21 protein-coding genes are annotated in these 23,832 nt (G+C 66.6%); 10 read left to right on the plus strand and 11 right to left on the minus strand.

Going from position 1 to position 23,832, the window contains the following annotated elements; all coding sequences use genetic code 11:
* Window positions 1-79 precede the first annotated feature (79 nt).
* The gene (gene qcrA, locus AC1DZV_RS12100) at window positions 80-1,153 is read left to right on the plus strand and encodes a cytochrome bc1 complex Rieske iron-sulfur subunit (protein WP_476949459.1); all 1,074 of its coding nucleotides are present in this window, start codon (window positions 80-82) and stop codon (window positions 1,151-1,153) included.
* A complete protein-coding gene (gene qcrB, locus AC1DZV_RS12105) occupies window positions 1,131-2,807 on the plus strand; it encodes a cytochrome bc1 complex cytochrome b subunit (RefSeq protein WP_028276729.1) in 1,677 nt (558 codons plus the stop codon). Before qcrA ends, qcrB begins: the two co-directional genes overlap by 23 nt.
* A gap of 151 nt (window positions 2,808-2,958) precedes the next feature.
* On the opposite strand, the gene AC1DZV_RS12110 is transcribed toward qcrB, so the two are convergent.
* Entirely contained in the window at window positions 2,959-3,750 is a 792-nt protein-coding gene (locus tag AC1DZV_RS12110; protein ID WP_028276728.1) for a GntR family transcriptional regulator, read from the minus strand.
* 273 nt (window positions 3,751-4,023) lie between these two features.
* Here AC1DZV_RS12110 and AC1DZV_RS12115 point away from each other — a divergent pair, with 273 nt between their 5' ends.
* The gene (locus AC1DZV_RS12115; RefSeq protein WP_476949458.1) at window positions 4,024-4,317 is read left to right on the plus strand and encodes an HPr family phosphocarrier protein; all 294 of its coding nucleotides are present in this window, start codon (window positions 4,024-4,026) and stop codon (window positions 4,315-4,317) included.
* A gap of 125 nt (window positions 4,318-4,442) precedes the next feature.
* On the opposite strand, the gene AC1DZV_RS12120 is transcribed toward AC1DZV_RS12115, so the two are convergent.
* From AC1DZV_RS12120 to AC1DZV_RS12140, 5 genes are all read right to left on the minus strand, one after another.
* Window positions 4,443-4,844, minus strand: a complete 402-nt coding sequence (locus AC1DZV_RS12120) for a cytochrome c oxidase subunit 4 (RefSeq protein WP_018773077.1) — start codon at window positions 4,842-4,844, stop codon at window positions 4,443-4,445.
* Complete coding sequence (gene ctaD, locus AC1DZV_RS12125; RefSeq protein ID WP_223917347.1) at window positions 4,841-6,562, minus strand: aa3-type cytochrome oxidase subunit I; 1,722 nt, start codon at window positions 6,560-6,562, stop codon at window positions 4,841-4,843. Before ctaD ends, AC1DZV_RS12120 begins: the two co-directional genes overlap by 4 nt.
* Before the next feature lie 10 nt (window positions 6,563-6,572).
* Window positions 6,573-7,445 (minus strand): aa3-type cytochrome oxidase subunit II, encoded by an 873-nt coding sequence (gene ctaC, locus AC1DZV_RS12130; protein WP_028276725.1) that lies wholly within the window; start codon window positions 7,443-7,445, stop codon window positions 6,573-6,575.
* A gap of 207 nt (window positions 7,446-7,652) precedes the next feature.
* The gene (locus tag AC1DZV_RS12135) at window positions 7,653-8,042 is read right to left on the minus strand and encodes a HesB/IscA family protein (RefSeq protein ID WP_028276724.1); all 390 of its coding nucleotides are present in this window, start codon (window positions 8,040-8,042) and stop codon (window positions 7,653-7,655) included.
* 169 nt (window positions 8,043-8,211) lie between these two features.
* Entirely contained in the window at window positions 8,212-9,642 is a 1,431-nt protein-coding gene (locus tag AC1DZV_RS12140) for a M20/M25/M40 family metallo-hydrolase (RefSeq protein WP_476953796.1), read from the minus strand.
* Between the two features lie 106 nt (window positions 9,643-9,748).
* Between AC1DZV_RS12140 and AC1DZV_RS12145 the strand changes: the two genes are divergently transcribed.
* Window positions 9,749-10,348, plus strand: a complete 600-nt coding sequence (locus tag AC1DZV_RS12145; RefSeq protein WP_476953797.1) for a DUF3043 domain-containing protein — start codon at window positions 9,749-9,751, stop codon at window positions 10,346-10,348.
* Between the two features lie 101 nt (window positions 10,349-10,449).
* Here AC1DZV_RS12145 and AC1DZV_RS12150 read toward each other — a convergent pair whose 3' ends face one another.
* Window positions 10,450-11,523: a quinone-dependent dihydroorotate dehydrogenase gene (locus AC1DZV_RS12150; RefSeq protein WP_476949455.1), complete on the minus strand. Its 1,074-nt coding sequence runs from the start codon at window positions 11,521-11,523 to the stop codon at window positions 10,450-10,452.
* Between the two features lie 150 nt (window positions 11,524-11,673).
* Here AC1DZV_RS12150 and AC1DZV_RS12155 point away from each other — a divergent pair, with 150 nt between their 5' ends.
* Entirely contained in the window at window positions 11,674-13,368 is a 1,695-nt protein-coding gene (locus AC1DZV_RS12155; RefSeq protein ID WP_476953798.1) for an FAD-binding dehydrogenase, read from the plus strand.
* Window positions 13,369-13,404: 36 nt separating this feature from the next.
* A complete protein-coding gene (locus AC1DZV_RS12160) occupies window positions 13,405-14,376 on the plus strand; it encodes an alpha/beta hydrolase (RefSeq protein ID WP_476949453.1) in 972 nt (323 codons plus the stop codon).
* Window positions 14,377-14,382: 6 nt separating this feature from the next.
* Here the strand turns inward: AC1DZV_RS12160 and AC1DZV_RS12165 are convergent, their stop codons facing one another.
* From AC1DZV_RS12165 to leuA, 3 genes are all read right to left on the minus strand, one after another.
* Window positions 14,383-15,234, minus strand: coding sequence for an isoprenyl transferase (locus AC1DZV_RS12165; RefSeq protein ID WP_476949762.1), 852 nt, complete (start codon window positions 15,232-15,234; stop codon window positions 14,383-14,385).
* Between the two features lie 20 nt (window positions 15,235-15,254).
* Window positions 15,255-16,007 carry a DNA repair protein RecO gene (recO, locus tag AC1DZV_RS12170; RefSeq protein WP_476949452.1) on the minus strand — a complete coding sequence of 251 codons (753 nt, stop codon included), beginning with the start codon at window positions 16,005-16,007 and terminating at the stop codon, window positions 15,255-15,257.
* A 181-nt stretch (window positions 16,008-16,188) separates the two neighbouring features.
* Window positions 16,189-17,928 (minus strand): 2-isopropylmalate synthase, encoded by a 1,740-nt coding sequence (leuA, locus tag AC1DZV_RS12175; RefSeq protein ID WP_028276716.1) that lies wholly within the window; start codon window positions 17,926-17,928, stop codon window positions 16,189-16,191.
* 252 nt (window positions 17,929-18,180) lie between these two features.
* Here leuA and AC1DZV_RS12180 point away from each other — a divergent pair, with 252 nt between their 5' ends.
* The 4 genes from AC1DZV_RS12180 to AC1DZV_RS12195 all read left to right on the plus strand — a co-directional run bounded on the left by AC1DZV_RS12180 (window position 18,181) and on the right by AC1DZV_RS12195 (window position 22,057).
* On the plus strand, window positions 18,181-20,133 hold the full coding sequence (locus AC1DZV_RS12180; RefSeq protein ID WP_476953799.1) for a M13 family metallopeptidase: 1,953 nt from the start codon (window positions 18,181-18,183) through the stop codon (window positions 20,131-20,133).
* A gap of 90 nt (window positions 20,134-20,223) precedes the next feature.
* Complete coding sequence (locus AC1DZV_RS12185; protein WP_476949450.1) at window positions 20,224-20,550, plus strand: ArsR/SmtB family transcription factor; 327 nt, start codon at window positions 20,224-20,226, stop codon at window positions 20,548-20,550.
* Window positions 20,550-21,317: a cation diffusion facilitator family transporter gene (locus AC1DZV_RS12190; protein WP_476949449.1), complete on the plus strand. Its 768-nt coding sequence runs from the start codon at window positions 20,550-20,552 to the stop codon at window positions 21,315-21,317. Before AC1DZV_RS12185 ends, AC1DZV_RS12190 begins: the two co-directional genes overlap by 1 nt.
* A 158-nt stretch (window positions 21,318-21,475) precedes the next feature.
* Window positions 21,476-22,057: a dihydrofolate reductase family protein gene (locus AC1DZV_RS12195; protein ID WP_476953826.1), complete on the plus strand. Its 582-nt coding sequence runs from the start codon at window positions 21,476-21,478 to the stop codon at window positions 22,055-22,057.
* 136 nt (window positions 22,058-22,193) lie between these two features.
* Here AC1DZV_RS12195 and AC1DZV_RS12200 read toward each other — a convergent pair whose 3' ends face one another.
* A complete protein-coding gene (locus tag AC1DZV_RS12200) occupies window positions 22,194-23,759 on the minus strand; it encodes an LCP family protein (RefSeq protein WP_459384907.1) in 1,566 nt (521 codons plus the stop codon).
* Window positions 23,760-23,832 lie beyond the last annotated feature (73 nt).

The following is a 23,832-nucleotide window of genomic DNA, read 5'->3' on the forward strand; positions in this document are numbered from 1 at the left end:
ATTTTCTGCTGACCCGTCAGCAGTTTGAATTGAAACCTAACTCGGCACTCGCCGAGACGAGAGAAGGATGAGGCGAATTATGGGCAACCATAGTGACGGCGGTCCGAACGACTCGGGCACCGTAGCTACGGCTGGTCAGAATGAGGTGGAGAAATTCCAGGATCCTGGAATTCCCCCGCACCGTTTGCGCCTGGCTGACACGGACCCGAAGGCCGCAAAAAAGGCAGAACGGCAGGTAGCCCTTCTGTTCGGCATCTCGGTCGTTGGCACCTTGATATTCCTGGTGGCGTACTTTGCGATCGATCTGGGGCAGGACTCCGCGATCGCGACGATCCGTCTCCAGAACGCACTGCTGGGCATCGGCACCGCGTTCGCGATGCTGGGCATCGGCACCGGTATCGTCCACTGGGCCAAAGCCCTCATGCCGGACCACGAGGTCTCGGAAGAGCGCCACGCGATCCGCACCGAGGAAGACCGCCAGGCTGCCGTCCGCATCGTCGATGACATCGTCGAGGAAACCGGCATCAAGCGCCGGCCACTGATCCGCAACACCCTGCTCGGCGCCGTCGCCCTCGCCCCCCTGCCGGCCCTGGCCATCTTCGGTGACCTCGGTCCCCGGCCGGACGACAAGCTGGCCCACACCCTGTGGGCCCCGGCCCCGGACGGCAAGCTCAAGCGGCTGGCCCGCGACCCGGACGGCACCCCCATCAAGGCCGCCGACGTCACCATGGGCTCCGCGTTCCATGTCATCCCCGAGGGTCTCAATGAACTGAGCGAAGGAAAGCTGAACGAGAAGGCCAAATCGGTCGTTCTGCTCATGCGCCTGGACCCCGCACTGCTCAACCCCTCCCCCGAGCGCGCAGACTGGGCCTACAACGGCATCGTTGCATACTCCAAGATCTGCACCCACGTTGGCTGCCCTGTTGCGCTGTACGAACAGCAGACCCACCACCTGCTCTGCCCGTGCCACCAGTCAACCTTCGACCTGACGCAACAGTGCAAGGTTATCTTCGGCCCGGCCAGCCGCCCCCTCCCCCAGCTGCCTATCGCAGTCGACGCTGAGGGCTACCTCGTCGCCACGAGCGACTTCCATGAACCCGTTGGACCGACCTACTGGGAGCGTGAGCAGCATGTCCTCAACAACAACGCCTGATGCCCCTGTCTTCGTCGCCAAGACCACAGGCGGCCGCATCACCGATTTCGTCGACCAGCGGGTTGGCGGCTCCGGAATCCTCCGTGAATTCGGCCGGAAGGTCTTCCCGGACCACTGGTCGTTCATGTTCGGCGAAGTGGCACTGTACTCCTTCGTCATCCTGCTGCTCTCGGGCACGTTCCTGACGTTCTTCTTCGATCCGTCCATGGCGGAGACGCATTACGCGGGCTCGTACACGCCGCTGAAGAACGTTGAAATGTCCGTGGCCTACAGCTCCTCGCTGAACATCTCCTTCGATGTCCGCGGCGGCTTGTTCATGCGCCAGGTACACCACTGGGCAGCCCTGCTGTTCGTCGCGTCCGTGTCCGTGCACATGCTCCGCGTGTTCTTCACCGGCGCATTCCGCAAGCCCCGCGAACTGAACTGGGTGGTGGGCAGCGTCCTGCTCATCCTCTCCATGGCCGCAGGCTTCACCGGCTACTCACTCCCCGATGACCTGCTCTCCGGCAACGGCCTGCGCATCATCGACGGCGTCATCAAGTCCATCCCGGTCATCGGCACCTACACCTCGTTCTTCCTCTTCGGCGGCGAGTTCCCGGGCACCATGATCATCAGCCGCCTGTACATGCTCCACATCCTCCTGGTTCCCGCGCTCATCCTGCTGATGATCGTCATGCACCTCTTCATGGTGGTTGTGCACAAGCACACGCAGTACCCCGGCCCCGGCCGCAACGACGGCAACGTCGTCGGCTACCCCCTGGGACCGGTATACGCGGCGAAGGCCGGCGGCTTCTTCTTCATCGTGTTCGGTGTCGTTGCCATCATGGCGGCGTTCTTCACCATCAACCCGATCTGGAACTACGGCCCGTACGACCCCTCCCCGGTTTCTGCAGGCACCCAGCCTGACTGGTACATCGGCTTCGTTGACGGCGCCCTCCGCCTGATGCCGGGCACGATCGGCGACTGGAAGGTCGAGCAGATCTGGTTCGGCCACATGTTCACGTTCAACGTGCTGCTGCCGGCACTCGTCCCGGCGGGCATCCTTTTCACGGTCATGTTCGCCTACCCGTGGATTGAACGCTGGATCACCAAGGACAACCGCGAACACCACGTCCTGGACCGCCCCCGCAACGCTCCTACCCGTACGGCAATCGGCATGGCCGGCTTCGTCTGGTACTGCGTGATGTGGGCAGCGGCCGGCTCGGACCTCATCGCCACCCACTTCCACGTGGCCCTGAACGATGTGACCTACTGGCTGCGCGCACTGTTCTTCATCGGCCCGGTCATCGCGTTCATCGTCACCAAGCGGGTCGCCCTGGCGCTCCAACGCAAGGACCGCGAGATTGCCCTGCACGGCCGTGAAACCGGCCGCATCGTGCGACTTCCGCACGGCGAGTTCATCGAGGTCCACGCCCCGCTGGATGAATACAAGCGCTACAAGCTGGTCGGCTTCGAGTCACCGGCCCCGCTGCCCGCGGTGCCGAACGAGCACGGCGTCGTGGACCGCAAGGAAAAGCGCCGCGCGAAGCTGTCCCGCTGGTTCTTCGAAGACCGGGTTGCTCCGGCCACTCCGGCTGAGCTGGAGGCCGCTCACGGCCACCACGGCGCCCACGAAGCGATCGAAACTGCTGAGTCGAAGTCGCTGAGCCACTAGGCGGCACCCAGCACCACACAGGAAGGCCCGATCCCCTTGGGGACCGGGCCTTCCCGCTTCCCCGGAGACGACAGAAACGACAGCAACGCGGTGCACTTCGCACCCTAACCCCCTCGGCGGGACGGGCGCGCAGTGCCCCGCGTTGTTGTAGTTAGGGGCGGTACCCCGAGGCATAGTTCCGGGTAGGCCGGACGCCGGGGCGCTGCAGGGGCACCCAGAGCTTGTAGCGGTCAGCCCGGTAGTAGGACACGGAGTAGTCCACCATCGCGCGGGCCACGAACGCGTGGCGCTGGATCTTGAGCAGCGGGGTTCCGACCTCGACGTTCAGGAGACGGGCCGTGGACGGCGACGCAGCCGTCGCCTCGATCATGTCCTCGCCCCATTCCATCACCAGCCCGTAGCGTTCGCTCAGCACGTTGTAGAGGGATGTGGGCGGTTCGCCATCCAGCAGGCCGGGGACCCGGTGGGCCGGGATGAAGTTTTCGTCCACGCTCATCGGTTCGTTGTCCGCCAACAGGAGGCGCCGGAACCGGACCAGGGGTGTCCCCTCCTCCAACTGCAGCTCACGGGCCAGGAACGCGCTGGCGCCAATCTGCTCGAAGCTCAGGACCTTGGCGGCCGGAACCATGCCGCGGCGCTGCATCTCTTCGCTGTAGGAAGTCAGCTTGACCTGGAGATCCAGTTTGGGTTTGCGCACAAACGTGCCCAGGCCCACGACGCGTTCAATCACTTCCTCACCCACGAGGGCATCGATGGCCTGGCGCACGGTCATCCGGGCGAGGCCGAAGCGCTGGGCGAGGTCCCGCTCGGAGGGCAGCGCAGATCCGGGCGGGCACGCGGCCGCGATGTGCGCCCGGAGGATCTCGCGCAACTGCACGTAGATCGGCACCCCGCTCTGACGGTCGATCTCGCCAATCATCTTGGACGCGTTAGTGGACGCCATGGTTCAGCCTCCGGTTGCGGCCCGGCGCGGGAAATAGACTCATATCTCAAGGGTAAGCCCGTGACCCGGCAGGTCTAGACCACGCCGCCGACTCAAGTCGTGCCGGGCACTCCCCCGACGCTACCCTTGTAGGTACAGGCCGGAGCCGGGGCAATGCCGCCCGCCCGGTCTGACGGACTGCCTGCCGGACGCCCTCCACCTGGGTCACCGGTCGCGTGGCCAGCCCGTGCAGCAGCGACACGTACAGAACAACACCAGCATGAGGGAGTCCCGTTGCCAGTTCGCAAGGCAATCGTCACGGCCGCCATCGGCCTCCACGCCCGGCCGGCGGCAGTATTTGTCCGGGCGGTCACGGCGACCGGCCTCCCGGTGACCATCAGCAAGGACGGCAGGCCAGGCGTCGACGCCCGCTCGCTGCTGGAGGTCATGACCGAGGACTTCGAGTGCGGCTGTGAGGTGGAGCTGGCCGTTGCTGCGGACGCCCTCCCGGCCTCCTGCAGCCCCGCAGAGGCCGAGGGTGCACTGGAAGAACTCGGAATCCTCTTGGAATCGGCAGCGGCCGCCTGAGGCCTTCGCCGCTCCCATTCGACGGCCCGCAGTGCGGTGCCGCCCTCCAGGAGGGACGCTGCGCAGGGGGCTGGGCATGCAGGGGCCCGCCGTCGTGCGTTCTGAACTTTTAGTCCGGGTGGGCGCTAGTGCGCGTGGTCACCGCGGCTGTACTCGTAGACCCAGCCGACCAGTGCGACCACTGCCATCCCGCCGGCGATGAAGACGATCCACCAGCCCACGGCGAGGCCGAGGAACCCTGCGGCGCAGGACAGGCCCAGCATCAGCGGCCACCAGCTCCAGGGGCTGAAGTGTCCCTGCTCGCCGGCGCCTTCGTGGATCTCGGCGTCATTGCGGTCCTCGGGGCGCATGCCCACGCGGCGGCCGGTGAAGCCGAGGTAAGCGCCGATCATGCCGGCGAGTCCGCCAACCAGCAGGATGGCCAGTGCGCCCACCCATTCAGTCCAGTTGGTCAGGTATCCGTAGATGAATGCAACGGGCACGAAGAAGAAGACGCCGAAGCCAAAGATCCTTGATTCGATTTTCACTTGGCGGTGTCCTTCTGGTCGGCGTTACCGAGAGCCGCTGCTGCCGGAGCAGGCGAATCCGCGGTGTAGGACTGGGAGAGCTCCGGGTGGTGCAGGTCCAGGGCAGGACGTTCGGAGCGGATGCGGGGCAGGGAGGTGAAGTTGTGGCGCGGCGGCGGGCAGGACGTGGCCCATTCCAGCGAGGCACCGAAGCCCCACGGGTCGTCAACTTCCACACGCTCGTTGCTGCGCCAGGTGATGTAGACGTTCCAGAAGAACGGAATCAGCGAGGCGCCGAGGACGAACGAGGCGATGGTGGAGAACTGGTTCATCCACGTGAAGTTGTCCTGCGGCATGTAGTCGGCGTAGCGGCGGGGCATGCCCTCGACGCCGAGCCAGTGCTGGATCAGGAAGGTGCCGTGGAAGCCCAGGAACAGCATCCAGAAGTGGATCTTGCCGAGGCGCTCGTTGAGCATCTTGCCGGTCCACTTGGGCCACCAGAAGTAGAACCCGGCGAACATGGCGAACACGACGGTGCCGAAGACCACGTAGTGGAAGTGCGCCACCACGAAGTAGGAGTCCGAGACGTGGAAGTCCAGCGGCGGCGAGGCCAGGATGATGCCGGTGAGGCCGCCGAAGAGGAACGTCGCCAGGAAGCCGATGCTCCACAGCATGGGGGTCTCGAACGTGATGGAACCGCGCCACATGGTGCCGATCCAGTTGAAGAACTTCACACCGGTCGGAACGGCGATGAGCATCGTCATGAAGGAGAAGAACGGCAGCAGGACCGAGCCGGTGACGTACATGTGGTGGGCCCACACAGTCACGGACAGGGCGGCGATGGAGATGGTCGCGTAGACCAGGCCCTTGTAGCCGAAGATCGGCTTGCGGCTGAAGACCGGGAAGATCTCGGAGACAATGCCGAAGAACGGCAGCGCGATGATGTATACCTCAGGGTGTCCGAAGAACCAGAACAGGTGCTGCCAGAGGACGGCACCGCCGTTCTCGGGATCGAAGATGTGCGCACCGAAGCGGCGGTCGGCGCCGAGGGCAAACAGCGCGGCGGCCAGCGGCGGGAAGGCCATCAGGACCAGGATGGAGGTCACGAGGGCGTTCCAGGTGAAGATCGGCATCCGCCACATGGTCATGCCCGGGGCGCGCATGCAGATGATGGTGGTGATGAAGTTGACGGCGCCGAGGATGGTGCCGAAGCCGGAGAGCGCCAGGCCGAAGACCCAGAGGTCACCGCCCACGCCGGGGCTGAACGTCGTGTTGGACAGCGGCGCGTACGCGAACCAGCCGAACGACGCGGCACCCTGCGGGGTGATGAACCCGGAGACGGCGATCGTGGAGCCGAAGAGGAAGAACCAGAAGGCCAGTGCGTTAAGTCGCGGGAAGGCGACGTCGGGGGCACCGATCTGCAGCGGCATGATGACGTTGGTGAAGCCGGCGAACAGCGGCGTCGCGAACATCAGCAGCATGACGGTGCCGTGCATGGTGAAGAGCTGGTTGTACTGCTCTTTGGTCTGCAGGATCTGCATGCCGGGCTCGAAGAGTTCGGCACGGATCAGCAGCGCCATGATGCCGCCGAAGCAGAAGAAGATGAACGACGCGATCAGGTACATGTACCCGATCGTTTTGTGGTCGGTCGAGGTGATCCAGTTGACGACGATGCGTCCCTTGGACTTCGGTACTACGGGAGCCTCGAGGATCCCGGCGGATTGAGTGTAAGTTGCCACGTCGCTCCCCTTACTTGGTTTCGGCCGGGGCCGGGTTGCGGTCGTACTCTTCACCGAGCAGGCCGGTGTTCCCGTCCTGGCGCAGCTGGTTCATGTGCGCCTGGAACTCCGACTCGGAGACAACCTTCACGCGGAACAGCATTTCGGAGTGGTACTCGCCACAGAGTTCGGCGCACTTACCGTCGTAGGTGCCCTCCCTGGTGGGCGTCAACCGGATGTAGTTGGTCTTGCCGGGAATCATGTCGCGCTTCTGCAGGAAGGCAGGAACCCAGAAAGAGTGGATGACGTCGCGCGCGTTGAGCTCGAGGTCAACCGACTTGTTGACCGGCAGGTACAGGGTGGGCAGCTTGTTCTTGTCCACGTCGTTACCGGTCAAGTGCGCCTGGACGCCCGCTTCGTGCACGTCCTCGGTGACGACGTTGCCCTTCAAATAGTTGAAGTCCCACGCCCACTGCTTGCCACGGACGTCGACGACGACGTCGGCCGGCGTTGAGCGGTCATCGATCGACTGCTGGTCGCGGTCGGTGAAGTAGAAGAACACCAGGACCATGAACAGCGGGATCGTCAGGTAGAACACTTCAAGCGGAAGGTTGAAGCTGTTCTGGCGCGGGAAGCCCACGGTTCCCTTGCGGCGCCGGTACGCGACGATGCACCAGATCATCAGGCCCCAGGTGATGATGCCGACGACCAGCGCGGCAATCCATGAGTTGACCCAGAGGTCCATGATGAGGTCAGTGTGATTGGTGGTGCCACGCTCGGTGGGCAACCAGCCCTTCTGTACCTCTGGTGAACATCCAGTCAAAGCCAACGCGCCGGCTAGTGCCAAGCCAGTGATCGTAGTGATCTGTTTGCGTCGGCTGCCGGTTCGGTTCTGCGAACTCACAGACGGCCCTTCCTACTTGTTGCTGTTGCCCCGCAAATGACGGGCAGGGCAAACGAAAAGTTTTACTACTCGGTGTAGAGCTTACCGCTCCCCGAGAGTTTTCGCCCACATGTCCACACCGTGCGTCGGGAGCTTTTTGTAGGCGCTGCTCGTTGAGGATCCTGCGGCACTAAGGCCGGGCAAAATGCCCGGCCTTAGTGGAAGGAATTAGTGGAAAGAATCTCCGCAGGCGCAGGACCCGCCGGCATTCGGGTTATCGATCGTGAAGCCCTGCTTGGCGATGGTGTCCTCGAAGTCGATGCTGGCACCGCTGAGGTAAGGAACGCTCATCTTGTCGACGACGACTTCCACCCCGTCGTAGTCGCGCACTGCATCCCCGTCGAGCAGCCGCTCGTCGAAGTAGAGCTGGTAAATCAGGCCGGAGCAACCGCCGGGCTGCACGGCAACGCGGAGGCGCAGATCGGTGCGGCCTTCCTGCTCCAGCAGGCTGCGGACCTTTCCAGCCGCGACATCGGTCAGCATGACCTCGTGCGTGGCCAGCTCGCCGGCCTCGGCGGCAGAGTTGCCGGCGCTGTTTTCATTGGTTGTAGTGCTCATGGCCTACCTTCTTGCAACGGTGGTGGCGGCCCCGCTCGCACGGTGCCCGCCCCTACTTAAACGGTATGGGCTATAGCTACATGCTACTTCGCGCAGCCCCGTAGCTCTAACTTCTGACGTAACCGTGGGAGACGGCTGGATGTTCCCCGGGACCCGCCAGGCGCGGGGGCTAGAGCGCGCCTTCGTTGTTCAGGCGCGCGAGCAGCAGGGCCTCGGCGACAATCGCGTTCCGGAAGTCGCCCAGGTGCAACGATTCGTTGGCGCTGTGGGCCCGGGAATCGGGATCCTCGACGCCGGTGACCAGGATCTGCACGTCCGGGTAGAGCTCGGTGAGGTCCGCGATGAAGGGAATCGATCCGCCGATCCCCATTTCGACGGCGGGCACACCCCAGGCCTCGCCCAGGGCCCACATGGCCACGGACGCGGCCTTCGAGCTCGTGTCCGTCAGGAAGGAGTTGCCGCTCTCCCCCGGGGTGAACACCACCTCAGCGCCGAACGGGGCGTGGGTTTCGACGTGCTGGCGGACAGCCTCCATGGCGGCTGCCGGGTCCTGCCCTGGGGCCAGGCGCAGGCTGAACTTGGCCCGGGCCCGCGGCAGCAGGGTGTTGGAGGCCACGTCCACGGCCGGGGCGTCAAAGCCGATGATGGACAGGGCGGGCTTGGTCCACATGCGTGAGGCAATGCTGCCGGTCCCGGCGAGCTTCACGCTGTCGAGCACGGAGGCGTCGGCGCGGTACTCCTCCTCGGTGAGGTCGACAACCACGTCATCGCGGCTCACCAGGCCCTTGATCGCGACACTGCCCTCGTGGTCGTGGAGGGTCGAGATCAGGCGGGCCAGCAGGGTCGGGGCGTCGAGCACGGGGCCGCCGAACATGCCCGAGTGCACGGCGTGGTCCAGGACCTTGACCTCGATGGTGCCGTCCACCAGGCCGCGCAGGCTGGTGGTGAGGGCTGGAATGCCGACCTTCCAGTTGCTGGAGTCGGCCACGACGATCACGTCGGCGCGGAGCAGCTCGCGGTGGGTTTCCAGGAACTGCCGGAACGTTGGCGAGCCGGCCTCCTCTTCGCCTTCGAAGAAGAACGTCACGCCCAGGCCCAGTTCGTCACCGAGCACGCGCGTGACCGCAGAGTAGGCGGCGATGTGCGCCAGGATGCCGGCCTTGTCATCGGCGGCACCGCGGCCGAAGAGCCTGCCGTCGCGCTCGACGGCGGTAAAGGGGTCGGTTTCCCACAGTGCCAGGTCGCCGGTGGGCTGGACGTCGTGGTGGGCGTACAGCAGGACTGTCGGCTTGCCCTCCGCGGCCGGGCGGCGGGCGACGACGGCGGGCCCGCCGGGCGTCCCGTCTTCCTTGTCGCAGCGGAGGATCCGGACGTCGTCGAAGCTGCTGGCCCGCACGAGGCTGGCGACGGCGTCGGCGCTGCGGTTCAACGGGGCGGGATCAAAGCTGGGCCAGGCGATGCCCGGAATGGCGACAAGGTCCGTCAGCTGGCCAATCGTCTCGTCGAACGATTCGGCAACGGCCTGGCGGAGGGCCTCGGCATCGATGGTGCCCTCGTGGTCCATGGTGGTCTGCGGGTTCCCCGCGGTAGATGAAGTCATGGCCAAAACACTACCCGTGCTCTGAATCACTACAAACAGCGTCACGCCCGGGCCTGCGCCGTGTGGGCTGGGTCTCGGGCCCGTGTCTGCGGGGTATTCTTTAGGGGTGTTTGGACGTAAAAAGGAAGCGCCATCGGCGCAGGACGTAGTTGACCAGCAGGCATCCGAGGCAGCAGCCCGTAGCGCCATGACCGGCAAGGGCGCACCCACGCCCAAGCGCAGCGCCCAGGAGGCGGCCCGCAAACGGCCCCTCGTGCCGGAGGACCGCAAGGCTTCCAAGGCGGCCGAGCGCGCCGCCGTCACGGAGCAGCGGCTCAAGATGCGGCAGGCCATGGACACCGGTGACGATAAGTTCCTGCCGCTGCGGGACAAGGGTCCGCAGAAGCGGTTTGCCCGTGACTTTGTCGATGCCCGCTTCAGCCTTGGCGAGTTCCTCATGTTCGGCGCCCTGCTGTTTGTCATCATCTCCTTGCTCGTGCCGGCCTCCAGCGCACAGATGGTCTACGTCCTGGGCGCCTTCTGGGTCATGTTCCTCGCGGTCTTCGTGGACGTCTTCATCCTCTCCCGCAAGCTCAAGAAACGGCTCGGCGAAAGGTTCGGCGACGTCGAGCGCGGCACCGTCTGGTACGGCTCCATGCGCTCCCTGCAGTTCCGCCGCCTGCGCCTGCCCAAACCCCAGGTCCGGCGCGGCGAGTTCCCCGCCTGACATTCCCTTCCACCATTCTTCAACCAGGAAGCCCCCGGCAGTCACCTGCCGGGGGCTTCCTGGTTGCGGCGACCGGTCCGGGCCCGATCGCAGCGTAAGGTCTAGCGCCGGCTCGGGTGGGTGGCCAGCAGCCGGTTGATGCGCGCGGCCCAGAAAGGTCCCTCGTAAAGGAACGCCGTGTAGCCCTGGACGAGGGTGGCGCCGGCGTCCAGCCGTTCCTGCACGTCCTGTGCCGTTTCGACGCCCCCCACCGAGACCAGGGTCAGCGCTCCGCCGGTGACGGACTTGAGCCGGGCCAGGACCTCCAGGGACCGTTTCTTCAGGGGCGCCCCGGAAAGACCTCCTGCCCCGCACGCCTCAACCTTGTCGGGGCTGGAGGCGAGCCCGGTGCGGGCGATCGTGGTGTTGGTGGCGATGATGCCGTCCAGCTTCAAGTCAAGCGCCAGGCGCGCGACGTCGTCGATGTCCTCATCACTGAGGTCGGGCGCGATCTTGACCAGGAGGGGAACGTGGCGGCCGGCGGCCTTGTCCGCCTCCTCCCCCACTGCGGCCAGCAGCGGGCGCAGGGTCTCCACGTCCTGCAGCAGCCGAAGACCGGGGGTGTTGGGCGAGCTGACGTTCACCACGAGATAGTCCGCAGCGGGGGCCAGGCTGCGCGCGCTGATCAGGTAATCGGACACCGCATCCTCGAGCCCGACCACCTTGCTCTTGCCGATGTTCACCCCGATCACGGGCCGGACGCCGGGGTGCTGGCGCTGCAGGGCGGCGCGGGCGGACTTCAGGCGCGGGGCCACCGCCGCGGCGCCGTCGTTGTTGAACCCCATGCGGTTGACGACGGCCCTGTCCTCCACGAGGCGGAACAGCCGCGGCGCCGGGTTCCCGGGCTGGGCCTGGCCGGTGATGGTGCCGACCTCCACATGGCCGAAGCCGAGCTCCGCCAGCGCCTCGATGCCGTGGCCTTCCTTGTCGAAACCGGCCGCTAGGCCGAATGGGGACGGGAAGGTCAGGCCAAACGCCTGGGTCTGCAGCGACGCCGCGGGGGCGGTGAACTTCTGCAGCAACCGCCCGGCACCGCAGGTGTGAGCGAGGCGGATGGCCTTGAACCCGATCTTATGGGCGCGTTCGGCGTCCATCCATGAGAAGGCCAGCCGGAAAAATGTGGGATATACGCGCATGCCTCTAGTTTTCCGGTTCGGGCCGCGCAGACCAAACCAGCGCACGCGCCGGCACGGTTGTGACTGCCCGTTGTGACTGTCGTTGTGACTGCGGCGCCCCGCGCCCGGGCCCGGCGGCGGAAGTGCGCCGGCGCGAGTTAGCATGAAGCCATGACCAGCAATGAGGGTGTCGGAACGGGCGGCCGTGGGGCTTCGGGTCGCGGGATCGAGGCCGATGTTGTGGTGGTCGGCGCCGGCCTGGCAGGGCTCGTGGCCGCGGCCCAGGCCTATGCCGCCGGCCGCCGGGTGGCGGTGCTCGATCAGGAACCCGAGGCCTCCGTCGGTGGCCAGGCGCACTGGTCCTTCGGCGGCCTCTTCATGGTCAACACTCCGGAGCAGCGGCGGCTCGGGGTGCGGGACAGTGAAGAGCTGGCCCTAGCCGACTGGCATGCGTCGGCGGGATTCGACCGGCCGGAGGACGCCCTGGCGAAGGAGTGGGTGGCGGCGTACGTGAACTTCGCCGCCGGTGAGAAGCGTGGCTGGCTCGCCGCGCTGGGCGTCGGGCTGTTTCCCCTGGTCCAGTGGGCCGAACGCGGCGGCTACGGCCCGGACGGCCACGGCAACACTGTCCCGCGCTTCCATGTCGCGTGGGGCACGGGACCGGCGCTGGTGGCCCCCTTCCTTTCCAAGCTGCGCGAAGGCGAAGCCGCCGGCCGCGTGTCCTTCCATTTCCGCCACCGCGCCACCGGGCTCGTGAAAACCGCGGGCCGGGTGAGCGGCGTGCGTGGCGAACTGCTCGAAGCCAGCGGCGCAGGCCGGGGCGAAAGCTCTTCACGACGCCCGGCCGGTACTTTCGAGGCTGCGGCCGCGGCCGTGGTGGTAACAAGCGGCGGCATCGGCGGCAACCACAATGTGGTCCGCAAGCAGTGGCCAGGCGGCGCGGCGCCGGAGCGGATGCTGAGTGGCGTGCCGGCATCCGTGGACGGGGACTTCCTCCCGGCTGTGGGCCGCGCCGGCGGACACCTCATCAACGGGGACCGGATGTGGCATTACCCGGAAGGTATCCACAACCATGCCCCGGTCTGGCCGCGGCACGGCATCCGGATCCTGCCCGGACCGTCGGCCCTGTGGCTGGACGCGACGGGGCGGATGCTCCCGCCTCCCCTGTTTCCGGGCTTCGATTCGCTCGGCGCCCTGCGCCACATCCTGGCCACGGGACATGCCCATTCATGGTTCGTCCTGAACCGCAGCATCGCGCTGAAGGAGTTCGCGCTGTCAGGATCCGAGCAGAACCCGGATCTCACGGGCAAGGACGTCCGTCGGTTGGTCTCACGGCTGAAGCCCGGCAGCGATACGCCGCTGCAGCGGTTCCTGGAACGCGGGGTGGACTTCCTGCAGGCAGCGGACCCCGCCGGGCTCGCCGGGCAGATGAACGATCTGACGGGTGTGCAGCTCATCGACCCCGCGGCCCTGGAGCAGCTGATCCGCGACCGGGACCGGCAGTTTGCCAGCGGGATGGGCAAGGATCCGCAGCTGGCGGCGATCCGGGCAGCGCGGCGTTTCGCCACCGACAAGATCATGCGGGTCGCCCCGCCGCACCGGCTGCTGGATCCGCGGCGCGGTCCCCTGCTCGCCGTCCGGCTCTCGGTCCTGACGCGCAAGAGCCTTGGCGGTGTGCAGACGGACCTGCAGTCGCGGGTCCTGGATGCCGCCGGGCAGCCCGTGCCCGGGCTGTTCGCGGCCGGTGAAGCCGCAGGGTTTGGCGGCGGCGGAATCCACGGCTACCGGGCACTCGAGGGAACGTTCCTGGGCGGATGCCTCTTCTCCGGACGTTCCGCGGGCCGGGCCGCTGCGTCCGCGGCCTAGTCCGGGCAGGCACTCAGCAACACAGGAGGAAAGTCGATGCAGTGGCGGACCGACATTCTCGGGGAGGATTTCCAGGCGTGCACCTTTGAGGCCGTCAGCCCTGACGGTGTGCTGCGCACTGCCACCCTGGTCCGCCACACTCCGCTCCCGCCGGCACCATCGGCGCTGCCGGCCCGGGCTGTGCTGTTCCTGCACGGCTGGAGTGACTACTTCTTCAATGAGGAACTCGCGGAATTCTGGGCGGGGCAGGGGTTTGAGTTTTTCGCCCTCGACATGCACAACCATGGCCGCAGCCTGCGCCCGGGCACCCACGGCGGCTACGTCGCGGACCTGGACAACTACGACGCCGAAATCACTGCAGCGCTCGGGATCATCGGTTCGCTCAGGCCGGACGCCACGCCGCCGCAGGTGACGCTGATGGGACACTCCACCGGCGGCCTGATCGCGGCGCTGTGGGCCGACCGGCATCCGGGGATGGTGTCACAGCTGGTCCTGGACAGCCCCTGGCTGGAAGTCCACGGCAGCCCCGCCCTGCGCCGGGCCGCGCGGACCATGGTGGAGCCGTTCGCCCGGTTCTGGCCGGAGTCGGTGATCCGGCTGCCCGAGCGGGCCTTCTACTGGCGCAGCATCAGCAGCGCCGCGGAAGGCGAATGGGCCCTGGACGATGCCTACCGTCCGCCGCACGCCTTTCCGGTCCGCGCCGGCTGGCTCAGCGCCGTGCTCGCCGGCCAGTCCAGGGTGGCGCGTGGGCTGAACATCGATGTGCCCATCCTGGTGCTCATCTCGGGCGCCAGCGCCAACGGGATGTTCTGGAAGGAGTCCATGCGCCGCACGGACGCGGTCCTGGACGTGAACACAATCGCCCTCCGCGCGCTCAGCCTGGGCCGCACCGTGACGCTGGAGCGGATTGACGGCGCCCTGCATGACGTCTTCCTCTCCGCCCCGCGGGTCCGCGCGGACGCCTATGCCCGGCTGTCCCGGTGGATCAGGGCGTACGTCTACGACTGACGCGGATCAGCTGACCTGGCCGCCCGCGGCGGGAGCGGCGTCGATGGCTCCACCGTAGCGGCGGTCCCGCTGTGCATAGATCTCGACGGCGTCCCACAGCGTCCGCCGGTCCACGTCCGGCCACAGGGTGTCCATGAACACGAACTCGGCATAGGCCGACTGCCAGAGCATGAAGTTGGAGAGCCGCTGTTCCCCGGAACTGCGCAGGAACAGGTCCACGTCCGGCAGGTCCGGCTCGTCGAGGAACTTCTGGATGGTCCGCTCGGTGATGGCCCCCGGCTTCAGCCGGCCCTGGGCCACTTCCTCCGCGATCGCGGAGACGGCGTCGGCGATCTCGGCCCGTCCGCCGTAGTTGACGCACATGTTCAGGGTGCAGGTGCTGTTGCCCCGGGTGTAGTCCTCGGCCTCTTCGAGTTCGCGGATCACCGAGCCCCACAGCTTCGGGCGCCGCCCGGACCAGCGGATCCGGACCCCCCATTCATCGAGCTGGTTCCGCTGCCGGCGCAGGACGTCCTTGTTGAAGCCCATCAGGAAGCGCACCTCCTCGGGGGACCGACGCCAGTTCTCGGTGGAGAAGGCGTACACACTGACGTATTCGATCCCCAGCTCGATCGCGCCGGCCATGACGTCCAGCAGGGCAGGCTCCCCCGCCTTGTGGCCCTCGATCCGGGGCAGACCGCGCTGGTTCGCCCAGCGCCCGTTGCCGTCCATGACGATCGCCACATGCCGCGGGATGAACTCCGCGGGAATCGCGGGCGGAACAGCGCCGGACGGGTGCGGATACGGAGCCAGCACCGGGGTGGTCCGCCGCCGGCCGTTGAACTGTTTCGCCTGGCTTTTCTCCAGGTTCTTTCCCAGGCTTCTTCCCAATGCCACTTTTACGTTCGCTCCACATGTTTGAGGGATTTCAGGACTCGTTCCAGGTGCCACTGGAGGTAGCTGGCTACCAGGCCGGCCGCTTCCCGGCGGTGGACGGACGCGGAGGCATCCGCCGTCGTCCAGTTTCCGGTGAGCAGGGCACCCAGGAGGAGCACCGTCTCCGGGGCCGGCGCGGGCGATCCCGGCGGCCGGCACCCGTGGCAGACCATGCCGCCGAGCGGCGCGGAAAAGGCGGTGTGCGGCCCGGGCGCACCGCACCGGGCGCAGTCGGTGAAGCTGGGCGCCCAGCCGCCGGTCGCGAGGGCGCGGAGCAGGTAGGAATCCAGGATGAGTTCGGGGGCGTGGTCGCCCCGGCTCAGGGACGCGAGGGCCCCCACCAGCAGGTTGTACTGGGCGGTGCCGGCTTCGCCGTCGACGTCGGTGAGCTTCTCCGCCGTCTCGGTCATGGCGGCCGCCACCGTGTACCGGCCATAGTCCGCGGCGATGTTCCCGCCGTAGGCGCCCTTGGCCACGGCCTGCGTGACGACGTCCAGGGTGCGCCCGGAAATCAGCTGGAGATCGGCCACCATGAACGGTTCCAGTCTGGCGCCGAACCGGCTGCTGGTGCGCCGGACCCCCTTGGCCACCGCCCGCACCTGGCCGTGGTGCTTGGTCAACAGGGTGATGATCCGGTCGGCCTCGCCCAGCTTATGGGTGCGCAGCACGACGGCGTCATCACGGTAGGCACGCGCAGCAAAGGATTGTTGGACCACAGTTAATCTTCGCACTGTCTTTACGGAATCACGGTATGGGCACCGCCGCCGAGGTAGAACGGTAAAAGACGGAGGTAAAAGACGGAGGCAAAATACTGCGCCGCCGGAGTGTTTCCGGCGGCGCAGTTATGCGTTGTTTGACAGTGCCTGCCCGTCCTCGGACGGAGCAGGCAGGGACGGATCAGGCGCGGGCGTCCCGGATGGCGCGGTTGACGGCTGAGATGACGGCCTTGAGGGCTGACGTGCTCGTGTTGGCGTCGATCCCCACGCCCCAGAGCACGCGCTCCCCCACGGCGCATTCGACATACGCGGCGGCCAGGGCGCTGCCGCCCTCGGAGAGTGCGTGTTCGCTGTAGTCCAGGACCCGGACGTCCACGCCGTCCTCGCGCAGGATGCTCAGCAGGGCCGCGATGGGGCCGTTCCCGGTCCCGGTCCGGCGGACCTGGGTCCCGTCGATCTTCAGGGCGGCGGTCAAGGTCATGTCGCCGTCTTCGTCCGTCTCCGTGCTGATCGAACCGAGGGCGTAGCGGCCCCACTGCGTGTCGGCAGAGCCCGAGGGCAGGTATTCGTCCTGGAAGACCTGCCACAGCTGGGGTCCGCTGACTTCTCCGCCCACCGTGTCGGTCCGTTTCTGGATGACGCCGGAGAACTCGATCTGGGCGCGGCGCGGCAGGTCGAGGCTGTGCTCGTTCTTGAGCAGGTAGGCGACTCCGCCCTTGCCGGACTGCGAGTTGACCCGGATGACCGCCTCGTAGCTCCGGCCGAGGTCCTTCGGGTCCACCGGCAGGTACGGGACCTGCCAGGTGTAGTCGGCCACGTCCTTGCCCGCCGCGGCAGCGTCCTTTTCGAGGGCCTCCAGGCCCTTCTTGATCGCGTCCTGGTGCGAACCGGAGAACGCCGTGAAGACGAGGTCTCCGCCGTACGGGGACCGCTCGGCCACCGGCAGCTGGTTGCAGTACTCCACCGTGCGGCGGATTTCGTCGATGTCGGAGAAGTCGATCATCGGGTCGATGCCCTGGACGAACATGTTCAGGCCCAGGGTCACCAGGTCCACGTTGCCGGTCCGCTCGCCGTTGCCGAAGAGGCAGCCCTCGATCCGGTCTGCCCCGGCCAGGTAGCCCAGCTCGGCCGCGGCGACGCCGGTGCCGCGGTCGTTGTGCGGGTGCAGGGACAGGATGATGCCTTCGCGCGGGTGCAGGTTCCTGCTCATCCACTCGATGGAGTCGGCGTAGACATTGGGGGTGGCCATTTCCACCGTGGCGGGCAGGTTGATGATGACCTGACGGTCAGCCGAGGCCTCGAAGACGTCGGCGATCGCGTTGCAGACCCGGATGGCGTACTCCAGCTCGGTGCCGGTGAAGGACTCGGGCGAGTATTCGTAGGTGATGTGCGTATCGGCGAGAGTTTCCTCGTACTTCTTGCACAGCCGCGCACCCTGCAGGGCGATGTCGAGGATGCCGTCCTCGTCCTGGTTGAAGACCACGCGGCGCTGCAGGACGGACGTGGAGTTGTAGAGGTGGACGATTGCCTGCTTCGCGCCGACCAGGGACTCGTAGGTCCGCTCGATCAGGTGTTCGCGGGCCTGGGTCAGCACCTGGATCGTGACGTCGTCCGGGATGTGGTTGCCCTCGATCAGCTGCCGGACGAAGTCGAAGTCCGTCTGCGATGCCGAGGGGAACCCGACCTCGATCTCCTTGTAGCCCATCCGGACCAGCAGGTCGAACATCTTCAGCTTGCGGGCGGGGCTCATGGGATCGATGAGGGCCTGGTTGCCGTCGCGCAGGTCCACGGCGCACCAGCGCGGGGCCTTGGTGATGACTTTGTCCGGCCAGGTGCGGTCCGGCAGTTCAACGGTGATCTGGTCCTGGAACGGGATGTAGCGGTGGACCGGCATTCCTGAGGGCTTCTGTGCGTTTCGCATTACAATCGGGGCCTTTTCTGTGATTCTTGGTGAAAGGGTGGCCGGGCAACACAAACTCCGCAGCGAGGGTGGGCCTTGCGCTAGATCGCGTCTGAGGCCTCGCCGCGGCAGCTAAGAAGGAGCAGTTCTGCGCGCACCTTTTCACAGTAACACGGGTGCGTAAGATGAAGGAGCCAGACCACCGTAACGTCCACCATGCAGACCGTGCGCCGGCAAACGCTCCGGGCCGGACTGCCTCTCAAAGGAGCATCCGTGCCACTTTCGGGGATCGATCTGTCCACCATCGACGCCAGCGTCCGCCCGCAGGATGACCTGTACCAGCATGTGAATGGCGGCTGGCTCAACACTACGGTCATCCCGGACGACCGGGCGCTGGAGGGCACCTTCACCGCCCTGCGCGACGCATCGGAGCTCGCGGTGAAGGAGATCATCGGGCAGGCCGCCGCACGCGGTGCGGAGGCTACCGGCATCGAGCGCAAGATCGGGGACCTGTACAACAGCTTCATGGACGAAGCGGCGGTCGAGTCCAAGGGCCTGGACCCGCTCCGGGCGCGGCTGGCGCAGGTGTTCGCGACGACGTCGGTGCCCGAACTCGTGGCGCTGGCCGGACGGCTGTTCCGCGCCGATGTGTCCGGACTCTTTTATATCTACCCCGCGCCGGATGCCGGAAACCCGGACCGGGTCCTGCTCTACACGGGCCAGGGCGGCCTGGGCCTGCCTGATGAGTCCTATTATCGGGAAGCGAAGTTCGCCCCGATGGTCCAGGCCTACCGTGCACACGTGGGAGCCATGCTTGGCCTCGCGGAGGTTGCCGACCCTGAGGGGGCGGCCGGACGCGTGGTGGCGCTGGAAACTGCGCTGGCTTCGCACCACTGGGACAACGTGACATTGCGGAATCCGCAAAAGACGTACAACTTGAAGTCCGCCGCAGAAGCGGCGGAGCTGTTCCCCCTGCTGGCGGACTGGTTCGACGCGGCCGGCATCGAGCCGGAGAAGCGTGCCGAGCTGGTGGTGAGCACCCCCGACTTCTTCTCCGGCGCGGCCTCGCTGCTGGATTCCGAACCGCTGGCGACCTGGCAGGGATGGCTCGCCATGCGCGTGGTCAGCGCGGCCGCCCCGTACCTGTCTTCCGAGTTCGTGGACGCGAACTTCGCGTTCTATGGCACCACCCTGAGCGGTACGCCGCGGATCAAGGACCGTTGGAAGCGCGGCGTCGCGGTGGTCGAGGCGGCCCTCGGTGAAGCGGTCGGGCAGATCTACGTGGCCGAACATTTCCCGGAGGGGCACAAGGCGCGCATGCAGACCCTCGTAGCCAACCTGATCGAGGCGTACCGCGAGTCCATCACCGCGCTGACCTGGATGGGCGAGGCAACCAAGCTCGAGGCCCTGAAGAAACTGGACTCCTTCCGCGCCAAGATCGGCTTCCCGGACAAGTGGATCGACTACTCCGCCGTGGAGATCGACCCCGCCGATCTGCTGGGGAATGTGGAGCGCGCGCACAGCGCCGACGTCGACCGCCACCTCGACGAGGTCGGCAAGCCCGTGGACCGCGAGAAGTGGCTGATGACGCCCCAGACGGTCAACGCCTACTACCATCCGCTCCTGAACGAGATCGTGTTCCCTGCGGCCATGCTGCAGCCCCCGTTCTTCACTGCCGACGCCGATGACGCCGTCAACTACGGTGGCATCGGTGCCGTGATCGGCCATGAAATCGGCCACGGCTTCGATGACCAGGGCTCGCAGTACGACGGCAGCGGCCTGCTGCGCAACTGGTGGACGGAGGATGACCGCACCGCGTTCGAGGCTCTGGCCGCCCGGCTCGTGGCGCAATTCGATGCCCTCTCCCCCACGGCAGCCCCCGGCCACACCGTCAACGGCAAGCTGACCCTGGGCGAGAACATCGGCGACCTGGGCGGGCTCACCATCGGCTACAAGGCCTACCTGATCAGCCTCGACGGGCAGGAACCGCCGGTGCTCGACGGCCTGACCGGAGTGCAGCGTTTCTTCGCGTCCTGGGCCGCGGGGTGGCGGCAGGTCATCCGGACCGAAGAGGCCATCCGCCGGCTGGCGACGGATCCGCACTCCCCGAACGAGTTCCGCACGAACGCCATCGCCAAGAACCTCGACGCCTTCCATGCAGCATTCGGCGTCACGGACCGGGACGGCATGTGGATGGCACCGCAGGAGCGCGTCAGCATCTGGTGACACGGGGGCCCGGTCACTGGCACCGACCCAGCCGGGAGGGCTGTGCGTACACGCTTGCGTGAATACATCGACAGCTGTACTTTCGATTCTGTGGAGACTCTTACGCATGCCCCGGTGCTGGCACGGTTCGGTTATGCCGTGTCAGACCCGACCCGGGCAGAAATCCTGCTTGCCCTCACGACTGCGCCGTCCTATCCCTCTGAGCTGGCGGATTCCCTCGGGGTATCCCGGCAGAGCATGTCGAACCACCTGACATGCCTGCGGGGATGCGGCCTGGTCGTTGCCGTGCCGGAGGGGCGAAGGACCCGCTATGAGCTCGCCGATCAGCGCCTCGGCCATGCCCTCAAAGATCTTCTGGGCGTCGTGCTGGCGGTTGACCCGGCCTGCTGCGCACCCGACGGGACGTGCACGCTGTGATGATTTCCCTCCAACTGTCGCCGAGCCCGGCCCGCCGCGCCGTCCTCAGCCGCCGGATCCGCTTGTTCGCGGCGGCCACCATCAGCTATAACCTCATCGAGGCCGTTGTGGCTTTGTGGGCCGGGGGTACGGCCGACTCGTCGGCGCTCCTCGGCTTTGGCCTCGATTCCATCATTGAGGTCGCGTCGGCGCTGGCGCTGTCGTGGCAGTTTTCCACCAAGGACCCCGAACGGCGTGAACACCTCACCTTGCGGATTATCGCCGTCTCATTCTTCGCGCTGGCAGCCTTTGTCTCCGCCGAGGCCATCAGGTCACTTCTCGGCGCCGGCGAGGCACAGCACTCGACGCCGGGCATCGTGATTGCCGCACTGAGCCTGGTGATCATGCCGGTCCTGTCCTGGCTCCAGCGCCGGGCCGGCCGGGAGCTCGGATCACGCACGGCGGTGGCTGACTCCAAACAGACCCTGCTCTGCACGTATCTGTCGGCAGTCCTGCTCGCGGGTTTGGTGCTGAACAGCACCCTCGGCTGGTGGTGGGCCGATGCCGGCGCGGCGCTGGTCATCGCCGCGATCGCCCTCCGGGAGGGCATCAACGCCTGGCGCGGCGACATCTGCTGCACGGTCCCCCACGCGGCGGCAGACACCCTTCCGACGGCCACGGAGCCGGCCTGCTGTGACGGATGCGGTGCCGATTCAACACCTCCAAAGGGACTCTTCCTACCTGAGGTGGGGGTGGGACAGCCCGCCGCCAATGAGCAGCATGCGTAGTCGGTAGTGCTTCCGGTTGCGGAAGCCGCTGTGTCAGCAGCACTCATCCGGCACGCGGTTCAAGGAGCTCATCGGCGCTGCCGGCCGGGCTGATTTCTTACTAGAGCGACAGCTCACGACACGCTAATGTGGGGGCACCCAAAGCAGAGGAGAGCCCCGTGGGCAAGGTGGTCATGTACAGCTCGGTGTCGGTGGACGGCTTCGTCGCGGACGAGAATGACCAGCCCGGACCGCTGTTCGACTGGTTGTCCAACGGTGACGTCCCGTTGGACGAGAGCGGCGAGGTTAAGGTGTCGCAGGCCTCCTACGACTACACCCGGCCGTACTGGGACCAGATCGGGGCGACTCTCGTCGGCCGCCACGTCTTCGACCTGACGGACGGCTGGGACGGGAAGCCTCCGGGCGGGATCGACCACGTGGTCGTCGTGACGCACCGGCCGCAGCCCGAGGGCTGGGACTCCGAGGCGCCGTTTCACTTCGTCGACGGTGTCGAGGCAGCCATGGCCAAGGCGCAAGAGCTTGCGGGTGACCGCATCGTCGAGGTCGCCGCTGGTGACGTCGGTGGCCAGATGCTTGCCGCGGGCCTGGTCGACGAGGTGCGCATGGACGTCGTACCCGTCGTGTTCGGGTCCGGCAAGCGCTACTTCGGGTCGGTCCACGCCCAGCACCTGTTGGAGGATCCCGACGTGGTAATTCAGGGCAACCGCGTACTTCACGTGCGCTATCGGGTGCGCCGTTGAGGTCCATACCGTGTTCCACGACCCCACGACCCCGCAGGACGTGGAAGAGCCTCTAAAGGCCGCCGTCCAGCACCCATGACAAAAAGGAAGGCTCCCGTTCAGGAAAATCTGAACGGGAGCCTTCCTGGTTGCCGGGTCAGCGGGTGATGAGTGCCGGGTTGGCCTGCTGGCAAACGGTGTCGCCGGCTGTCTGGTTGACGATGTCCTTGGGCAGCTGCGGGGCAGCGGCGGCGGCGGTCGGCGTCCCGTTGGCGAAGTCACTGCCCAGGTAGACCTGGACACCGGCAACTCCGGCGGCCGGGAGCACCCGGTCCGGCGCCACACCGAGCAGGGCCGCGACGTCCCCGGCCACGTCAGCGTAGTCCGCACCGTAGTAGACCGCCGTCGCGGCGACGGGCGGAGCCGTCAACTGGCCCACCTGGGTGAAACCGGCGCCCTTAATGGCCTGCATGATCTCCTGGGTCCGGGCCGGAACACCCGAGCCGTTGGCCACGGTCACGGGCTGCTGTGTCTTGTCATAGGCCGGGGTGGTGGGGCTGGGCGTCGGCGTGGCGCTGGCACTCGGGGAAGCGCTCGGCTTCGCGGTCGGATCCGTCAGGTCCACGTCGTTGCGCATGGCGGCGAACAGCTGGGATGCCGCGGGCTCGGCCAGCTGCAGCCGGTTGATGTCCGTTTCGGCCGGGACTGTCGGCGTGGCCACGAAGGCTACCTTGCCGACGTCGATGTTCTTGAGCCGGTTGCCCACGGTCAGCAGCGTCGGCACAGAGGCCAGGCCGTCGTCGATGGTCAGGTTCTTGGTGATCGCGTCCGCGATGCCGAGCATCCGGGCCGGGTTGGTCAGGGTGCCGTCGTCCTTGATTTTCCGGGTCAGCGCGGACAGGAAGCCCTGCTGGGCCTTGATCCGGCCGAGGTCGCCGCCGTCGCCGAAGGCGTGCCGGGTGCGCACGAACGACAAGGCCTGCTCGCCCTGGACGGTGGAGGTGCCCTTGGGCAGGCGCAGCTTCGAGTCGGGGTCATACACTGCGTCGCTGACACATACTGATACGCCGCCCACGGCGTTGGAGAGTTCCTTGACGGCGTTGAAGTCGGCCATCATGAAGTGGTCGATCTCCAGGCCAGTGAGCTTGTTGACGGTGTCCACGGCGCAGCCGATGCCGGCCTCGGACATCGCCGAGTTGATCATGACGCCGGTCTGAGCCGGGTACTCCTTGTTGGTTTTCGGATCCTTGCACTTGGGGATGTCGACCAGCAGGTCACGGGGGAAGCTGACGACGTTGACCCGCTTGTTGTCCGCGGAGATGTCCATCAGCATCATCACATCCGAGTGCCCATATCCGGTCGCGTCATCGCTGGTGCCGTACTGCGAGTTCTTCCCGTCGCGCGTGTCCGAGCCGAGGATCAGGATCTGCATCCGGTCCGTCGAATCGTTCACGGCACCTTCGGTCTTGATACTGCCGGCGCTCAGTGGGGCCTTGGTGAGGTTGCCCTGGAGCCGGATGGTCCAGTAGGCGCCAAAGGCGATCACGCCGACCAAGAGCACGGCCACCACGCCCGTAAAGACTTTCAGCCAGGTGGGGGTCCGGCGGGCGGAGCCGAGGTGGCGGGCCGGACCAACGGCGGGATCGGCCGTGTGCCGGGCAGCGGCTGTTGACCGGGCCGGCGGGGCGGATCCGTCGGCACGGTTGTCACGGGGTCGAACCACTTGTTGAGCCTTCCTAAACGAACGGGGAGTCAGCTCATTTTAGAGTCCGAATCTGAGAAAACGCCGATGGCCC

It is taken from the genome of Arthrobacter sp. P1_D12 (assembly GCF_056406175.1).

Bases quoted from the DNA above. Each gene is read 5' to 3' on its own strand.
- qcrA (WP_476949459.1), top strand. From the start codon at position 80: ATGGGCAACCATAGTGACGGCGGTCCGAACGACTCGGGCACCGTAGCT.
- qcrB (WP_028276729.1), top strand. From the start codon at position 1,131: ATGTCCTCAACAACAACGCCTGATGCCCCTGTCTTCGTCGCCAAGACC.
- AC1DZV_RS12110 (WP_028276728.1), bottom strand. From the start codon at position 3,750: ATGGCGTCCACTAACGCGTCCAAGATGATTGGCGAGATCGACCGTCAG.
- AC1DZV_RS12135 (WP_028276724.1), bottom strand. From the start codon at position 8,042: ATGAGCACTACAACCAATGAAAACAGCGCCGGCAACTCTGCCGCCGAG.
- AC1DZV_RS12140 (WP_476953796.1), bottom strand. From the start codon at position 9,642: ATGACTTCATCTACCGCGGGGAACCCGCAGACCACCATGGACCACGAG.
- AC1DZV_RS12150 (WP_476949455.1), bottom strand. From the start codon at position 11,523: ATGCGCGTATATCCCACATTTTTCCGGCTGGCCTTCTCATGGATGGAC.
- AC1DZV_RS12155 (WP_476953798.1), top strand. From the start codon at position 11,674: ATGACCAGCAATGAGGGTGTCGGAACGGGCGGCCGTGGGGCTTCGGGT.
- AC1DZV_RS12160 (WP_476949453.1), top strand. From the start codon at position 13,405: ATGCAGTGGCGGACCGACATTCTCGGGGAGGATTTCCAGGCGTGCACC.
- leuA (WP_028276716.1), bottom strand. From the start codon at position 17,928: ATGCGAAACGCACAGAAGCCCTCAGGAATGCCGGTCCACCGCTACATC.
- AC1DZV_RS12190 (WP_476949449.1), top strand. From the start codon at position 20,550: ATGATTTCCCTCCAACTGTCGCCGAGCCCGGCCCGCCGCGCCGTCCTC.